13 protein-coding genes are annotated in these 14876 nt (G+C 72.6%); 6 read left to right on the top strand and 7 right to left on the bottom strand.

Annotated features, from left to right (window positions below; genetic code table 11):
* Positions 1-4: 4 nt before the first annotated feature.
* From ACXDC7_RS07705 to ACXDC7_RS07695, 3 genes are read right to left on the bottom strand one after another with little or no spacing between them, the layout of a single operon-like run.
* Complete coding sequence (locus tag ACXDC7_RS07705; RefSeq protein ID WP_459221744.1) at positions 5-1372, bottom strand: hypothetical protein; 1368 nt, start codon at positions 1370-1372, stop codon at positions 5-7.
* Positions 1345-2169 (bottom strand): Fpg/Nei family DNA glycosylase, encoded by an 825-nt coding sequence (locus ACXDC7_RS07700; RefSeq protein ID WP_459221743.1) that lies wholly within the window; start codon positions 2167-2169, stop codon positions 1345-1347. The genes ACXDC7_RS07705 and ACXDC7_RS07700 overlap by 28 nt, the downstream gene beginning before the upstream one ends.
* 3 nt (positions 2170-2172) lie before the next feature.
* Positions 2173-2625: a ribose-5-phosphate isomerase gene (locus ACXDC7_RS07695; protein ID WP_179444076.1), complete on the bottom strand. Its 453-nt coding sequence runs from the start codon at positions 2623-2625 to the stop codon at positions 2173-2175.
* A gap of 37 nt (positions 2626-2662) precedes the next feature.
* On the opposite strand from ACXDC7_RS07695, the gene ACXDC7_RS07690 reads away from it, so the two are divergent.
* Positions 2663-3475 carry a hypothetical protein gene (locus ACXDC7_RS07690; protein WP_459221742.1) on the top strand — a complete coding sequence of 271 codons (813 nt, stop codon included), beginning with the start codon at positions 2663-2665 and terminating at the stop codon, positions 3473-3475.
* An 18-nt stretch (positions 3476-3493) separates the two neighbouring features.
* Here the strand turns inward: ACXDC7_RS07690 and ACXDC7_RS07685 are convergent, their stop codons facing one another.
* On the bottom strand, positions 3494-4120 hold the full coding sequence (locus ACXDC7_RS07685; protein ID WP_179444078.1) for a mycothiol-dependent nitroreductase Rv2466c family protein: 627 nt from the start codon (positions 4118-4120) through the stop codon (positions 3494-3496).
* A 138-nt stretch (positions 4121-4258) separates the two neighbouring features.
* On the opposite strand from ACXDC7_RS07685, the gene pepN reads away from it, so the two are divergent.
* A complete protein-coding gene (pepN, locus tag ACXDC7_RS07680; RefSeq protein WP_459221741.1) occupies positions 4259-6865 on the top strand; it encodes an aminopeptidase N in 2607 nt (868 codons plus the stop codon).
* 2 nt (positions 6866-6867) lie between these two features.
* On the top strand, positions 6868-8001 hold the full coding sequence (locus ACXDC7_RS07675) for a Nif3-like dinuclear metal center hexameric protein (protein ID WP_459221740.1): 1134 nt from the start codon (positions 6868-6870) through the stop codon (positions 7999-8001).
* Between the two features lie 72 nt (positions 8002-8073).
* Here the strand turns inward: ACXDC7_RS07675 and ACXDC7_RS07670 are convergent, their stop codons facing one another.
* Positions 8074-8541 (bottom strand): PaaI family thioesterase, encoded by a 468-nt coding sequence (locus ACXDC7_RS07670; protein ID WP_459221739.1) that lies wholly within the window; start codon positions 8539-8541, stop codon positions 8074-8076.
* Positions 8538-9854, bottom strand: coding sequence for an MFS transporter (locus ACXDC7_RS07665; protein WP_459221738.1), 1317 nt, complete (start codon positions 9852-9854; stop codon positions 8538-8540). The genes ACXDC7_RS07670 and ACXDC7_RS07665 overlap by 4 nt, the downstream gene beginning before the upstream one ends.
* 72 nt (positions 9855-9926) lie before the next feature.
* Between ACXDC7_RS07665 and ACXDC7_RS07660 the strand changes: the two genes are divergently transcribed.
* The 3 genes from ACXDC7_RS07660 (at position 9927) to ACXDC7_RS07650 (ending at position 13019) form a co-directional block, all read left to right on the top strand.
* On the top strand, positions 9927-10901 hold the full coding sequence (locus ACXDC7_RS07660; protein ID WP_246292538.1) for a GlxA family transcriptional regulator: 975 nt from the start codon (positions 9927-9929) through the stop codon (positions 10899-10901).
* Between the two features lie 97 nt (positions 10902-10998).
* On the top strand, positions 10999-12483 hold the full coding sequence (locus ACXDC7_RS07655) for an AlkA N-terminal domain-containing protein (RefSeq protein ID WP_459221737.1): 1485 nt from the start codon (positions 10999-11001) through the stop codon (positions 12481-12483).
* Positions 12480-13019 (top strand): methylated-DNA--[protein]-cysteine S-methyltransferase, encoded by a 540-nt coding sequence (locus ACXDC7_RS07650; RefSeq protein ID WP_459221736.1) that lies wholly within the window; start codon positions 12480-12482, stop codon positions 13017-13019. The genes ACXDC7_RS07655 and ACXDC7_RS07650 overlap by 4 nt, the downstream gene beginning before the upstream one ends.
* On the opposite strand, the gene ACXDC7_RS07645 is transcribed toward ACXDC7_RS07650, so the two are convergent.
* A complete protein-coding gene (locus tag ACXDC7_RS07645) occupies positions 12992-14860 on the bottom strand; it encodes a glycoside hydrolase family 2 protein (RefSeq protein ID WP_459221735.1) in 1869 nt (622 codons plus the stop codon). The genes ACXDC7_RS07650 and ACXDC7_RS07645 overlap by 28 nt on opposite strands.
* Positions 14861-14876 lie beyond the last annotated feature (16 nt).

Genomic DNA, 14876 nt, shown 5'->3' with positions numbered 1-14876 from the left:
CCCGTCAGCCCCGGACGAGCTGCTGGTGGATCGCCAGCCAGGCCAGCGCCTCGACGGCCCGCGGCGAGGCGTCGCCCGGGCGCAGCCGGGCCAGCGCCCAGCTCCGCGCCCGGTCGAAGATCTCCCCCGGCGGCGCGGCCAGCCCGTCGGCGAATCGTGCCCACAACTCCTCCGGCAGCGTTGCCGCCCAGGCCAGCGCCAGGCCGGTCGATGCCGGGCTCGCCCCGTCGGTCTCGCCGGGCAGTCCCGACCCCAGCCGGGCCAGGATCTCCTCGGGAGCGGCGCCGCCGTGCACCTGCCCGACCCCGGCCTCCGCACCGGCCACCAGGGACGCGGCGCGCACGTGCAGGCGCGCGAGATCGCCCCCGGGGCCCGGCAGGGCCCGCGCCGCGTCGACCAGTTCGGCCCCGATCTCCCCGTCGTTCCAGCCGGCGACGTTCACCCCGGTCGCGACGGCGATCACGGCCAGCGGATCGTCGAAGGCCGGCCGCTGGACCGCGAGCTCGGCCTCCTCGATCGCCCCGTGCTGCGGGCCGATCGCCGCGGTGTGCAACAACACGACGGCATCCGCCCCGCCCCGGCCACCGCGGGCCATGATCGCCCCGGCCGCCGCGTCCAACAGCATCGGCAGATCCTGCGGGACGCTGATGATCAACTCGGTGCTTCCGGTGCCGGCGTGCACCAGCGCCCGGTGCACACCGGGACCACCGGGTACGCCCACGACGGCGGCATCGGGCAGCTCGAGCTCCCACTCGGCGTCGTCGGCCAGTTCGAGCCGATCGGGTAGCCACGCCGGCAGCAGCGCCGCCGCCGCGGCGGGATCGGGCAGCAGCTCGCCCCGCCAGTGCACGGCGTAGGCCTCCCCGGGTGCGAGCACCCGCTCGGCCATGATCAACTCCGCCGGGCCGGCCGGATCATCGGGTCCGCCCACGGCAAGCTCGCCCGGCTCCCCCACGGCGAGCGCCCCGAGCCGCGGCCGCCAGGCCCACAGCGGTTCGCCGGGCACGCGCACGGTGATCAACGCATCCGTGCCGCCGGCCCAGGCCCGGCGTACCCATCCGTCGGCGGCGGCGATCTCGACGATCGGCGCGACGCGTACCTCCGCGTCGCCGGTGGCGGCCAGCCGGAGCCGCCAGTTCCAGGCCGTGTCGGCGCCGTGCCGCTGGTCGACCCGTAGACCCGGCAGCTCCCCGGCCAGGTTCACCTCGTCGGGATCGGCCTGCACCGTCCAGTCGGTGATCTCCGTGCGCCCGCCGTCGATCAGTACGCCGACCAGCCGCACCGCGACCCCCGGCGCGGCGGCCGCACCGTCGTCGCCGACCTCCAGCGGCCGGCCGTCGATGATCAGCCGCGCCGCTGACATTTCCCGCACCAGAAGAGATTGCGGCCCTCGAGCACCCGGGTGCGCACCCGCGACCCGCAGACCAGGCAGGGCTGATCATGGCGCCGGTAGACATAGACCTCGCCGCCGTGATCATCGACGCGCGGTTCGCGGCCCATCGCCTCCGGGGTGTGCTCCGGGCGTACCGTGTCGATCCGGTTGTCGATCACGCCCGTCGGCATCAGCTCGACCAGATCCGCCCAGATCGCGCGCCAGCTCGCCGGCTTCAGCGCCTTGCCGGGGGTGTCGGGATTGATCCGGTTCCGGAACAACACCTCCGCCCGATAGACGTTGCCGATTCCCGACAGCACCTGTTGGTCCATCAGCAGCGCCGCAATCGGCTTGCTCGATCGGCGGATCCGCTGCCAGGCGCGATCCGGATCGGCATCGGCGCGCAACGGGTCCGGACCCAGCCGGGCCTCGATCGCCTGCCGCTCGCCGGGCGTGATCAGCGCACAGGTCTGTGGCCCGCGCAGCTCCGCCACCGGCCCGTCGGGCAGCTCGATCCGCAACCGTGCCGGCGCCGGCAGCGGTGCGTCGAACCGCATCGAACCGATCAGCCCGAGATGGATGTGCAGGACCCGCGCGCCGTCGGGGTGTTCGTCGTCCGGACCGAAACCGACGAACAGTTGCTTGCCGTTGTTGATCGCGCCCGCATAGGGCATGCCGTCCAGCAGCGCGGCACCCTCGGCGAACCGTCCCTGCGGGCTGCTCACCCGCGGCGCGGTGCCCGAGAACGCGTCGTCCAGATCGAGCGCCAACCGGCGCAGGGTGTGACCCTCGGGCATCCGTCAGCCGCGGGCTGCGTCGTAGGCGGCGACCTGCTCGATCCGGCGGACGTGGCGTGGATTGTTCGAGAACGGCGTACCCACGAAGATCCGGGCCAGCTCGATCGCGGCGTCGGGGGTGTGCATGCGCGCACCGATGCCCGCGACCTGGGCGTCATTGTGTTCGCGGGCCAGCCGCGCGGTCTCGGTGCTGTGGATCAGCGCGGCCCGGATCCCCTCGACCTTGTTCGCGGCGATCTGTTCGCCGTTGCCCGAGCCGCCGATGACGATCCCGAGCGAGCCCGGGTCGTCGCGCACCGCCTCGGCCGCGGCGATGCAGTAGGCCGGGTAGTCGTCGTCGGCGTCGTAGGCGGCCGCGCCATGATCGACGACCTCGTGTCCGTCGGCGGCGAGGGCATCAGCGAGGGCGGCCTTGAGTTCGAAGCCGGCGTGATCGGCGGCGAGGTGTACGCGCATGGCCCAACTATTGCGCATTCCCTACTGCGCATACCCCATGGCACATACGGTGGAGTCCGTGATCGCCCGCCGCCGCCTGCTGGGCGCCGGTGCGGGCATCGGCGCCGCGAGCCTGCTCGCCGGCTGCGGCCTGGACCGGCGGGGCGGCGGGGAGCGCGACGGCGATCGGGCCTACTGCGTACCCCGGTCGGCGACGCAGCGGCGCGCGGGCATCGGCGAGGCCGAACTGGCCTACGAGGAGAACGACCGGGCCCAGCCGTTCAACATCGACGCCGATTTCGCCCGCCAGCTCGACGGGTGGCTGGAGTTCTTCGATGCCCGCGCCGGCCTCGGCGCGCCGGACCGGATCCGGACGTATGGCGCCTGGATCGACGGGTCGGGCAGTTGCGATTCCTGGCACCATTCCGGGCGGGCGCTCGACTTCGCCCGGCTGGTCCGCGGCGATGCCGAGATCGTCTCCTGCCGCAACGACCTGTGGCGGGAGGCGGCGGACCTGCCGACGCAGCGGCGGCGCTACTGGGCGCTGGCGGCCAGCCTGCACCGGCACTTCTCCTATGTGGTCACCTATCTCTACAACGACGCGCATCGCAACCACATCCACGTCGACAACGGGGCCTCCGGTGCGGAGCTGGCGCGTTTCTCCACGCGCTCGCGGACGCAACTGCAGGGCGTCCAGGCCGTGTGCAGCTATCTGTACGGCCTCGACGTGCCGATCACCGGACGCTGGGACGACGCGACCCGCGCCGCGACCGGGCGGGTGCTCGCCGACATCGGCGTCGGCGGCTCACTCACCGACGACGGCGCCTGGACCGCGCTGATGGGCGCGGCGACCGGTGCCGCCGCGCCCTGATTTCAGTCGAAGCCCGGGTCAGTCGAAAATCGGATCGACGGTGCGCGTGCGCTTCAGCTCGAAGAAGCCGTCGTAGGCGGTGACCAGCTCCACCCCGTCGAACAGCCGGCCGGCGGTCTCGCCCTTCGGGGCGGGGCTGATCACCGGGCCGAACAGCGACTTGCCGTTGATCCTGATCACCGGCGTGCCGACCTCGTCGCCCACCGGGTCCATGCCCTCGTGGTGCGAGGCCCGCAGCGCCTCGTCCAGCTCGTCGCTGTCGGCGTAGCGGACCAGGTCGGCCGGCAGCCCGACATCGGCCAGCGCCGCCTCGATCACCTCGGGCCCCCGGCCCTCCTGACCGGGATGGATCCTGGTGCCGATCGCGGTGTAGAACTCCGCGAGCTTCTCCGGCCCGTACTGCTGCTCGATCGCGATGCAGACCCGGACCGGGCCCCAGCCGCTCTTCATCAGTTCCCGGTACTGCTCGGGGAGATCGTCGCGCCCCTCGTTCAGCACCGACAGACTCATCACATGGAACCGGACCGTGATCGGCCGGACCTTCTCCACCTCCAGCAGCCAGCGCGAGGTCATCCACGCCCACGGGCAGATCGGATCGAACCACAGGTCAACCTGCTGGCGCTCGCCAGTCGTCGTCTCGGACATGCCCTCAGCCTAGTCACGGCCAAATCCCGGCCCCCGGGCACTCGGTGCGCCATGATCGTGAGTAGTGTCGGGGGACTTTGATTGTTGGCATGCACCCTCCGACAAGGTGCAACTCGAACTGGACGAGAGGTCGCGCAGATGTACGCGAATATCACGCGCGAGGAGGCAGCCGCGCGCTCCGCGCTGGTCTCCACCCGGAACTACCACGTGACGGTGGACCTGACCGGGCGGCTGCCCGACGGCACCGCGCTGCCCGAGCCGGACGCCACCTTCGGCGCGACATCGGTGATCAACTTCTCCTCGAAGGCCGGCGACACCCATGTCGACGTGATCGCCGAGCGGATCCTCGACGCCCGGCTCGACGGCACCCCGATCGACGTCTCCGGTTTCGAGGGTACGCGGTTGCCGCTGCGGCTGACCGAGGGTGATCATCGCCTGGCGATCACCGCCATCCACCGGTTCAGCCGTTCCGGCGAGGGGCTGCACCGGTTCGTCGACCCGGCCGACGGGCGTACCTATCTCTACACGCAGTTCGAGACCGCGGATGCCCGGCGGATGTATGCCAACTTCGAGCAGCCCGACCTGAAGGCCACCTTCGACTTCGTGATCCGGGCGCCACGCGACTGGACCGTGATCAGCAACACCGTCGCCGGCGACCCGACCGACATCGGCGACGGCTTCGCCCAGTGGACCTTCGAGACCACGAAGCCGATCTCGACCTACATCACGGCGCTGGTCGCCGGCGACTACCACCGGGTGACGCGCGAGCACACCACGGCCGCGGGCACCGTCGTGCCGATGTCGCTGGTCGCGCGGCGGTCGCTGGTTGATCATCTCGACGCCGACCGGATCTGGGAGACCACGACCAAGGGTTTCGACGTCTTCGAGGAGCACTTCGGTCAGCCGTACCCGTTCGGCAGCTATGACCAGGCATTCGTGCCCGAGTACAACATGGGGGCGATGGAGAACGCGGGCTGCGTGACGTTCCGCGACGAGTACCTGTTCCGCTCCCGGGTCACCACCGCCGCCTACGAGAGCCGCGACAACACCATCCTGCACGAGCTTGCCCACATGTGGTTCGGCGACCTGGTCACCATGCGCTGGTGGGACGATCTGTGGTTGAACGAGTCGTTCGCCGAGTGGGCATCGCATTTCGCCCAGTCGCTGATCTACGACGATCCTGATCACGCCTGGGCGATGTTCGGGGCCTCGCGCAAGACCTGGGCGTACCGCGTTGATCAACTTCCGACCTCGCACCCGATCGCCGCGGACATGGTCGATCTGGCCGCGGTGGAGCTGAACTTCGACGGGATCACCTACGCCAAGGGCGCGTCCGCACTGCGGCAACTGGTCGCCTTCGTCGGGCGGGAGAAGTTCCTCGCCGGGCTGCGCAGCTACTTCGCCGAGCATGCCTGGGGCAATACCGAGTTGGCCGATCTGTTGCGAGCGCTGACGGCCGAGTCCGGCCGTGATCTTGCCGCGTGGTCGGCCGCCTGGCTGGAACGAGCCGGGGTGAACACCCTGCGCGCGGACTTCGACGTCGACGATGCCGGGAATTTCACCCGGTTCGCGGTGCTGCAGGAGGCGCCGGAGAACTGGCCGACGCTGCGCCCGCACCGGATCGCGATCGGGCTCTACCGGCTGCGCGATGATCAACTTGTCCGCACCGAGCGGGTGGAGACCGACATCGACGGCGCGTCCACCGAGATCGACGAGCTGATCGGGCTGGCCCGCCCGGACCTGATCCTGCTCAACGACGACGACCTGAGCTATGCCAAGGTGCGCCTCGACGAGCGGTCCTCGGCGACCGCGACCGCGCACCTGCCCCGACTGGCGGCGGAGCTGCCGCGGGCGCTGCTGCGGGGCGCGGCGTGGGACATGTGCCGCGACGCCGAACTCCCGGTCGCCGACTATGTCGAGCTGGTGCTGGCCGGGATGGGGGCCGAATCCGACCTGACGGCGGTGCAGCGCAGCCTCGGCCAGGCGGGCCTGGCCGTGGACCGCTTCCTGCCTGCCGGTCGGGCGAGCACCGTGGCCGACCGGTTCGTCGCCGGCCTGGCGCGGTTGCTGAAGGATGCCGAGCCCGGTTCCGATCATCAGCTCGCCTTCGCCCGCGCCCTCGCGGGTGCGGTGCACAACGACGCCGGAGCGGAGTTGCTGCGTGGCTGGCTGGCCGGGGACGAGGCGCCCGAGGGCCTCGCCATCGATCAGGAGCTGCGCTGGTGGTTGATCAACCAGCTCTCGCGCCTCGGCGCTGTCGGTGAGGCCGAGATCGCCGCGGAGGCCGAACGGGACCAGACGATCACTGGCGCCGAAAGGGCGGCGGCCGCGCGGGCCGCCGGCAACACCGCGGAGGCCAAGGAACAGGCCTGGCAGGCCGCGACGGCGGATCCGTCGGTGCCGAACGAGACCCTTCGCCAGATCTGCGCGTCGTTCAACCAGCCCGGGCAGGCCGAGGTGCTGGCCCCCTACGCGGAACGCTATCTGGCCGTCGCCGACGACATCTCCGCCGCGCGGGGCGACTGGCCGCAGCGGGGATCGCAGGCGTCGCAGAACGTGCTGGAGATGCTCTACCCGAGGGTCGTGGCCGATGCCGACTTCGTGGCGCGGGCGCAGGAGTGGATGGGTGAACGCGAACTGACCGACTCGGTGGCGCGGATCCTGACCGAGCAGCTCGACGACACCCGGCGCGCCCTGCGTTGCCAGGAGTTCAATGCCGCGGCGAGCGACGCCGGACGGGACTGATCATGGCGACGGTCGGCGAGCTGACCGATCTGGTGCACCGGCACTGGCCGCCCGGGACCGCGGAGGGCTGGGACCGGGTGGGGCTGGTCTGCGGTGATCGGGCGGCGCCGGTCTCGCGGGTATTGCTCTGCGTCGACGTCACCCGGGAGGTGGTGGCGCAGGCCCGCGAGGCGGGGGCGCAGATGATCATCGCGCACCATCCGGTGCTGTTGCGCGGCATCCATACCGTCGACCCGGCGACTCCCAAGGGCGCGATCCTGACCGAGTTGATCACCGCGGGCATCGCCCTGGTCTGTGCCCACACCAATGCCGACATCGCGCCCGACGGCGTCTCCGCCGCGCTCGCCGACGCGCTCGGCCTGCGCGCGGTACGGCCGCTGGCCGAGCGCGACCGGCAGCCGGCCCGCGACCAGATCGTGGTGTTCGTGCCGGTGGATCATCGCGGCGCGGTGGTGGACGCGATGGCGGCGGCCGGTGCGGGTCGGATCGGCGACTACGACCGGTGTTTCTTCACGGCCGAGGGCACCGGCAGCTTCCGGCCGGGGCCGGGCAGCGATCCGTATCTCGGCCGGGCCGGCGAGATCGAGGAGGTCGCCGAGTCGCGGGTGGAGATGATCATGCCGCGGGCGCGGCGGGCCGCGGTGGTGGCGGCGATGCGCGCGGCGCATCCCTACGAGGAGCCGGCCTGGCATGTGCACGAGTTGGCCGCCGAGCCCTCGGCCGACGGGCTGGGCCGGGTCGGCGAGCTGGATCCGCCGGTGCGACTGGCCGACTTCGCCGCGCGGGTGGCGGATGCGCTGCCGGCGACCGTTTCGGGGGTACGCGTGTCCGGCGATCCCGACGCAATGATCACCACCGTCGCCGTGCTCGGCGGGGCGGGTGATTCCCTGCTAGACGACGCCCGGCGGGCGGGCGCCGATGCCTATCTCACCTCCGACCTGCGGCACCATCCCGCGAGCGAGTTCCGCGAGTACGCCGATGCGCCGGCGCTGCTGGACGTCGCGCACTGGGCGGCGGAGTGGACCTGGCTGCCGCTGCTGGGCCGGGTGATCGCGACCGAGACGGACGCCCGGCCACTGGTCTCGGAGCTGCGCACCGATCCGTGGGACTTCGCCGTCCACCCGGCCTCCGAGTGATCACGGGCCCGGCTGATCACGGGCCCGAGTGATCACGGGACCGGCTGATCACGGGTCAGGGGGACGAGCGGGTCAGCGGGGCCGGAGCAGCAACTGGGTACAGCGGAAGAGCATGATCACGCGGTCGCCGCGGCGTACCTCCGCCTCCCAGACCTGGGTCGTGGCGCCGAGATGCGCGGGCCGGGCGAACGCTTCCAGCGCGTCGCCGACCTGCGCCGCGGCGAGATGGTTGCCCGAGGTGGTCATGGTGGTGAAGCCGGCGGGCCCGGGCGTACCCGGATCGGCATCGGTCGACTGCTCACTGGCGGCCCGGATTGCCGCCAGGCAGCCGTAGCCGCAGGCGGTGTCGGCGAGAGTGAACGCCGCGCCGGCGTGGGACCACGGCTCCTGCCCGGCGACGATCGGGGGCGCGACGTGGTCGTGCGTCACGGTCAGCGACGCGCGAGTCAGCCGCGGCCCGCACTCCGCGAGGGTGATGCCGAGCCGGCCGGGCAGCCCGGGAAGCGGGTCGCCCGGCGCGGGCAGCGCGACATCGGTCACGGCGCAGCCTCCGGCTCGCGCTCCGGCGACGCCGGCTGCCGCGCGGCGGCGAGCACGATCAGCATGGTCAGCGCGGCCAGACCGGCGACCACCACCAGCAGCACCGGCGGCGGCGCTACGGCCTCGGCGAGCGCGAGCCACAGCGGCGCGGTCAACCCGAGATAGGACAGCGCCTGGAACGCGGCGGTGGTCGAGGCGAGATGAGCCGGCTCGGCCAGCCGCTGCACCTCACCAAGCCCCGCGACCTGACAGCAACCGTAGGCCGCTCCGAGCACCACCCCGGCGACCAGCACCGCTCCCGGCGAACCGAGCCCCCCCGCGCCCGCGCCGAGCAGCATCCCGACCGTCGCGAGCCCGAGAGCCACCGCCAGCAGGGCCCGCGGCGCGAGCCGGCGGGCGACTGATTGCACGGCGACGCCGGCGACACCGACGACCGCGGTCAGCATCGCCGTCCAGGCGAGGGCAAGGTCGCCCAGCCGGTCCATGATCACGCCGGGCAGATAGCCGAACGACACGCTCGGCGCGGCGAACACCCACGGGGCGAGCGGCGCGATCACCAGCAGGAACCGCCGGTGCCGCAGATGCGGGCTGAGCACCCGCCGACGGGGGCGGGTGGCACCGGGCGCGACCGGGCCGAGACGCGCCGGAACGCGCATCCGGACGAGCGCGAGGATGGCCGCGCAGCACAGCACCAGATGCGGGAGGTAGGCGGTGACCTGAGGCAGCGGCGCCCACTGCGCGCACAGCCCCGCGACCAGCGGTCCCAGCGCGAACCCTGCGGTCATGGCGATCGTGGAACGGCGAGGTGCGGCAGCGGCATCGCCGACGAGTGCGCTGAGCTCGGCGACCCAGGCGGCGCCGGCACTGAAGGCCGCCCCGGCGGCGAAGCCCTGCAGGAGCCGGCCCGCGATCAGCACACCGACCAGCGCGGGACGATCGGCGATCCCGGCCCCGGCGAGCACCAGCCCGGACAGCAGGGAGCAGGCGACCCCGATCAGCACGACCGGGCGGCGACCGATCCGGTCCGAGACTGGCCCACCGGCGAGCAGGCCCGGGACCAGGGCGAAGACGTAGGCCGCGAACGCAAGCTGCACCTGCGTGGTGGCGACCCCGAAGTCCGCGCGGTAGAGCAACAGCATCGGCGTGAACTGGTTCGCGCCCCAGCCGACCGCCATCAGCGCCAGCGCCGGCGGCCACCAGGCATTCGGCGAGACCGGCCGATCGGCGCGCGGCGTTCCCGCGGGAACGTCCTCTCGCCGAGACGTTCCCGCGGGAACGTCTCCGGTCGTCGGAGACGAATCGAAGCGTTGCACGATCGCCACTGTGCCCGGACGCGGTCCGCATCCACCAGTGTCGGAAATGACGACGATCGTACAATTTCGGACATGATGACGGTCGCGCCCGACGTCCCACGCTCCCATGTCGTGGCGGTCGCGCTCGTCGAGGCACCGACCATGCTGTCCCTCGCCGCACCCTGCGACACGTTCGGCGCCGCGCCGCCGCCGGGCGCGGCGAGCTGGTACGACTTCCGGGTCTGCGGCGGCGACTCCGTGCCGCTCGGTCCCTGGGGACGGCTAGACCCGACGGATCCGCCGGAGACGCTCGACATCGCCGACACGATCGTCGTTCCCGGCGTGGGCGGCGCGCGATTCCGCGATCTCGATCCCCTGGTCGACGCCCTCCGGGCGGCCCACGCCCGCGGCGCCCGGGTGATCTCGATCTGCACCGGGGCGTTCGTGCTGGCGCGCGCCGGCCTGCTGGACGGCCGCCGCGCCACGACGCACTGGCATTACGCGCGTCGGTTGGCCGAGCTCGCGCCGACGGCCGTCATCGAGCCCGACCGGATCCACGTCGACGACGGCGACGTGCTGACCTCGGCCGGCAACGCGGCTGGTCTTGACCTGTGCCTGTACGTCCTGCAACGCGATCACGGGGCCGCCGTTGCCAACGCCGTCGCCCGGCGGCTGGTGATGGCGCCGCACCGCGACGGCGGCCAGGCCCAGTTCGTCGCGCACCGGCCCGGGCGGGACCGGCCCGACGACCTCGCCGCGCTCTGCGACTGGGCCATCGCGCGGCTCGACCAGCCGCTGCGGGTGGCCGATCTGGCCGCGCGGGCCGGGCTCAGCACCCGCCAGCTCGGCCGCCGCTTCCGCGCCGCGACCGGACACGGCACGCTGGACTGGCTGGCGCAGGCACGGGTACGCCGGGCCCAGGAACTGCTGGAGACCACCGGCGACACCGTCGAGGTGATCGCGGCGCGCACCGGCCACGGCTCCGCGGCGAACCTGCGCCGCCACTTCCGCGACATCGTCGGCGTCGCCCCCGACGCGTACCGGCGTACCTTCCGGCACGGGGCCTGATGATCGGCCGGGTAGAGCGCGCCGGGCCGAGACACCACCCGTACCCATGTCCGATTTCCGCCAGAGCCGCCGCCGTTGCGGTGCCAGACTCGTTCCCATGACAGCCACCGCACACCAGCCGGCCGCCACCGGGGCGCTGCCCGATGCGGACACCTGCTACCGCGCGGTCAGCGGACGCGACCCGCGCTTCGACGGGTGGATCTATGTCGGGGTCACCTCGACCGGCATCTACTGCCGCCCGTCCTGCCCGGCCCTCACGCCGCGCCGGGAGAACTGTCGCTGGTTCGCCGCCGCGGGTGCCGCGCAGCAGGCCGGCTTCCGGGCCTGCCGCCGCTGCCATCCCGACGCCGTGCCCGGATCGCCCGAATGGAATCTGCGCGGCGACGTTGCCGCCCGGGCGATGCGGCTGATCGCCGACGGCGTCGTCGACCGCGAGGGGGTCAGCGGCCTGGCGCGCCGGCTCGGCTACAGCGAGCGGCAACTGCATCGGATGCTGGTCGCCGAGACCGGCGCCTCCCCCGTCGCGCTCGCCCGCGCCCAGCGCGCACACGCGGCCCGGCTGCTGATCGAGAACACCACCCTGACGATGGCCGACATCGCCTTCGCCGCCGGCTTCAGCTCGATCCGGCAGTTCAACGACACGATCGGCGAGGTCTTCGGCGCCACCCCCACCCGGCTGCGCGCGGCGCGCCGGACGCCGGCCGCCGGCTCCGCCGGGACGCTGCGCCTGCGACTGCCGGTCCGCGAGCCGTTCGACGGCGCGGCGCTGCTGCGCTTCCTCGGCACCCGGACCGTCGCCGGTACCGAGTCCGCGCAACTCGCCGACGGCCCCCTCCGCTTCGCGCGCAGCGTGCGGTTGCCGCACGGTCCGGGCGTGTTCGAGCTGGTCGTCACCCCGGGCGCGACGTCACCGCTGGAGGCGATCGTCGGGCTCGCCGAGCTGCGCGATCTTGGTCCGCTGGTGGCACGGCTGCGGCGGATGTGCGATCTGGACGCCGATCCGGTCGCCATCGACGGCGTCCTCGGCGCGCACCCGGCGTTCGCCCCGCTGGTGGCCGCGCACCCCGGGCTGCGCATTCCGGGCGGCCCCGATCCGGACGAGCTCGCCGTCCGCGCTCTGCTCGGCCAACAGATCTCCCTGCTCGGCGGGGTACGCGCGGCCGAACGGCTGGTCGCCGAGCACGGCGAGGACCTGCCCCCCGAGCTGGTCCGGGGCGCGGTGACCCGGCTGTTCCCGTCGATGGCGACGCTCGCCGCGGCCAACCCGGACGCCTTCGCGATGCCCCGCAGCCGCGGGCGCGCCCTCGTCGGTCTCGCCGCCACCCTGGCTGCCGGGGAGATCGACCTCGGCCCGGCAGCCGACCGGCCCGCGGCGTACCGCGCGCTCACCGCGCTGCGCGGGATCGGCCCGTGGACCGCCGGCTATCTGATGATCCGCGCGCTCGGCGATCCCGACGTGCTGCTCGACTCCGACCTGATCATCCGCCGCGAACTCGACCGCCGCGGGGTCACCGACACCGACCGACTCGCCCCCTGGCGTACCTATGCATCCCTGCACCTGTGGAACGGAGCACCATCATGATCGACACCAACCCCCCGACCACCGCACCCGAGACCGGTTTCGGCACCCTCGACACCGTCGGCGGCGGATTCGGCTATCTGTGGCGCGACGAGGACGGTACGCCCGTCGTCCTGGCCAGCGGCTGGACCACCGATCCGGAGGAGCTGCGCGCGCTGGTGCACCCGAGCCTGCGCCCCGGGTCGGTACGCCCACGCAATGCCGCGGCTGTCGACGACGCCGTGCGCGCGTGGGGCGACGGCGAGCTGACCGCCCTCGACTCGGTCGCCGTCCGGCAACGCTCCGGGCCGTTCCTGGAGCAGGCCTGGCAGGTGCTGCGGACCGTACGCGGCACGGTCACCTACACCGAGTTCGCCGAGCTGTCGGGCAATCGGGCCGCCTCGCGCGCCGCGGCGAGCGCCTGCGCGCGCAATGCCGCCGCACTGTTCGTGCCCTGTCACCGGGTGCTGCGCACCGACGGCAGCCTGGGCGGCTTCCGCTACGGGCTGCAGGTGAAGAGCGCCGTGCTCGATCACGAGTCCTCGTACGCGGCCGGGTGATCGAAGATCGCGCGCACGCGATCGGGATCCAGCTTGGCGGAGCGATCGAAGCGGTAGATCCCGTTCTGCTCGCCGAAGACGTCGGTGAGCTGGGTCCAGCAATAGCCGAACATCAGCGGATTCTGATCAAGAACGCGGGTCAGGCCGGCAGCGCGGGCGTACCACTCCTCCTCGTCGGCGACCCGATCCCCGTAGCCCCAGCCGTCGTCGCCGTCGCCACGCAGGTGCGGCGGGACCCACCAGATCCCCCCGAACTCACTGCAGAAGTAGGGCTGACCGGCGTACGGCAGCGAGTAGTCCGGGGCGCCCGGCCGGGCCTCACCGCTGTTCGCGCCCGTGTTGGCGAACGGTTCGCCACGTTCCAGCCCGGCCATCCGGTCGGCGAACACCTCCGGATCCTGGCTGTAGTCGTGGCTGTCCCAGACATCGGTCGCGGTGACCCGGTGGCTGTAGCCGGAGGCGTCGATCACCGGGCGGGTGCGGTCGATCCCCTTGGTGGCAAGGAAGAGCGCGGTCGTGACGTCGTCCAGCACGGTGAATCGATCATGGATGAACTGGTGGGTCTCGTTCAGTGGGCACCACCCGACGATGCTCGGGTGGGAGTAGTCGCGCTCGACGGCCTCGACCCACTGCGCGATCCAGGTCGGCGTCGGGCGCTGGTTGTCCCCCGCCGGTCCCGCGCCGCTCGCGCCCCAGTCGGCGAACTCGCCCCAGACCAGGTAACCGAGCCGATCGGCGTGGTAGAGGTAGCGTTCCTCGGCGATCTTCTGGTGCACGCGGGCCCCGTTGAACCCCGCGGCCAGGCCGAGCTCGATGTCGGCGACCAGCGCCTCCTCGCTCGGGGCGGTCATCAGGCCGTCGGGCCAGTACCCCTGGTCGAGCACCAGCCGCTGGAACACCGGGCGGCCGTTGATCAACACCCGTTGCCCGTCGATCGCGATGGACCGCAGGCCGGCGTACGAATCGAGGGCGTCGACCAGCGCACCGTCCGGGCCGCGCAATTCGAACCGCACGCCGTAGAGGTTGGGCGCGCCGGGCTCCCAGAGACGAACCCGGTCGGCCGGTACGCGCAGCCGCAGCCGCGGCGTCATCGACGCATCGGCCGGGGCCTCGTCCGCGTCGATCGGGCTCGCGGCGGCGGGCGCCGCCGGTTCGTCCAGCAGCAGCGCCCGCACGGTCATCCCGCGCCGACCGTGGCGTACCGGAACGTCCAGCTCGAACTCGCCCCGCGCGACGTCCGGGGTGATCCGCGGCCGCGCCAGATGGCTCGCCGGCACCCACTCCAACCAGACCGGCTGCCAGATCCCGGTGGTGCGGGTGTAGTGGCAGCCGGAGTTGGCGTAGTGGGTGGACTGCTTGCCCCGGGGTTGCGGAGCGTCGCGACTGTCGCGGGCGCGGATCGTCAGGGTGCCGGTACGCCGGCCGGCGAGCGCGTCGGTGAGGTCAAGGGTGAAGGAGGTGTGACCGCCGCGGTGCCGCCCGACCTCGCGCCCGTCGAGCCACACGGTCGCGTCATGATCGATCGCCTGGCAGTGCAGCAGCACGCGCCCGTCCGCCGGCCATTCGTCCGGAACGGCGATCTCGCGGGCATACCAGACCGCTTCGCAGAAGTCGGGGTCGCCGATCCCGGACAGCTCCGACTCCGGCGCGAACGGGACGACGATGGTCTCGGCGAAGTCCGCACCGAGCAGGCCGCGCTCCAGGCCGGAATCCGACGGGTCGCGCTGGAAGCGCCAGGTCCCGTTCAGGCTGAGCCAGCGCTCACGGCGAAATTGCGGGCGCGGGTACTCCGGGCGCGGGACGGCCGGCCGTCGGACGGAGGTCGATGATGCGGGCGTCACGTCTCGAGGCTGCCAG

The sequence above is a fragment of the Naumannella huperziae genome, from assembly GCF_054073625.1.
Note: the sequence above shows the minus strand (reverse complement) of the source record. Positions and strands in the feature narration are given on the sequence as shown.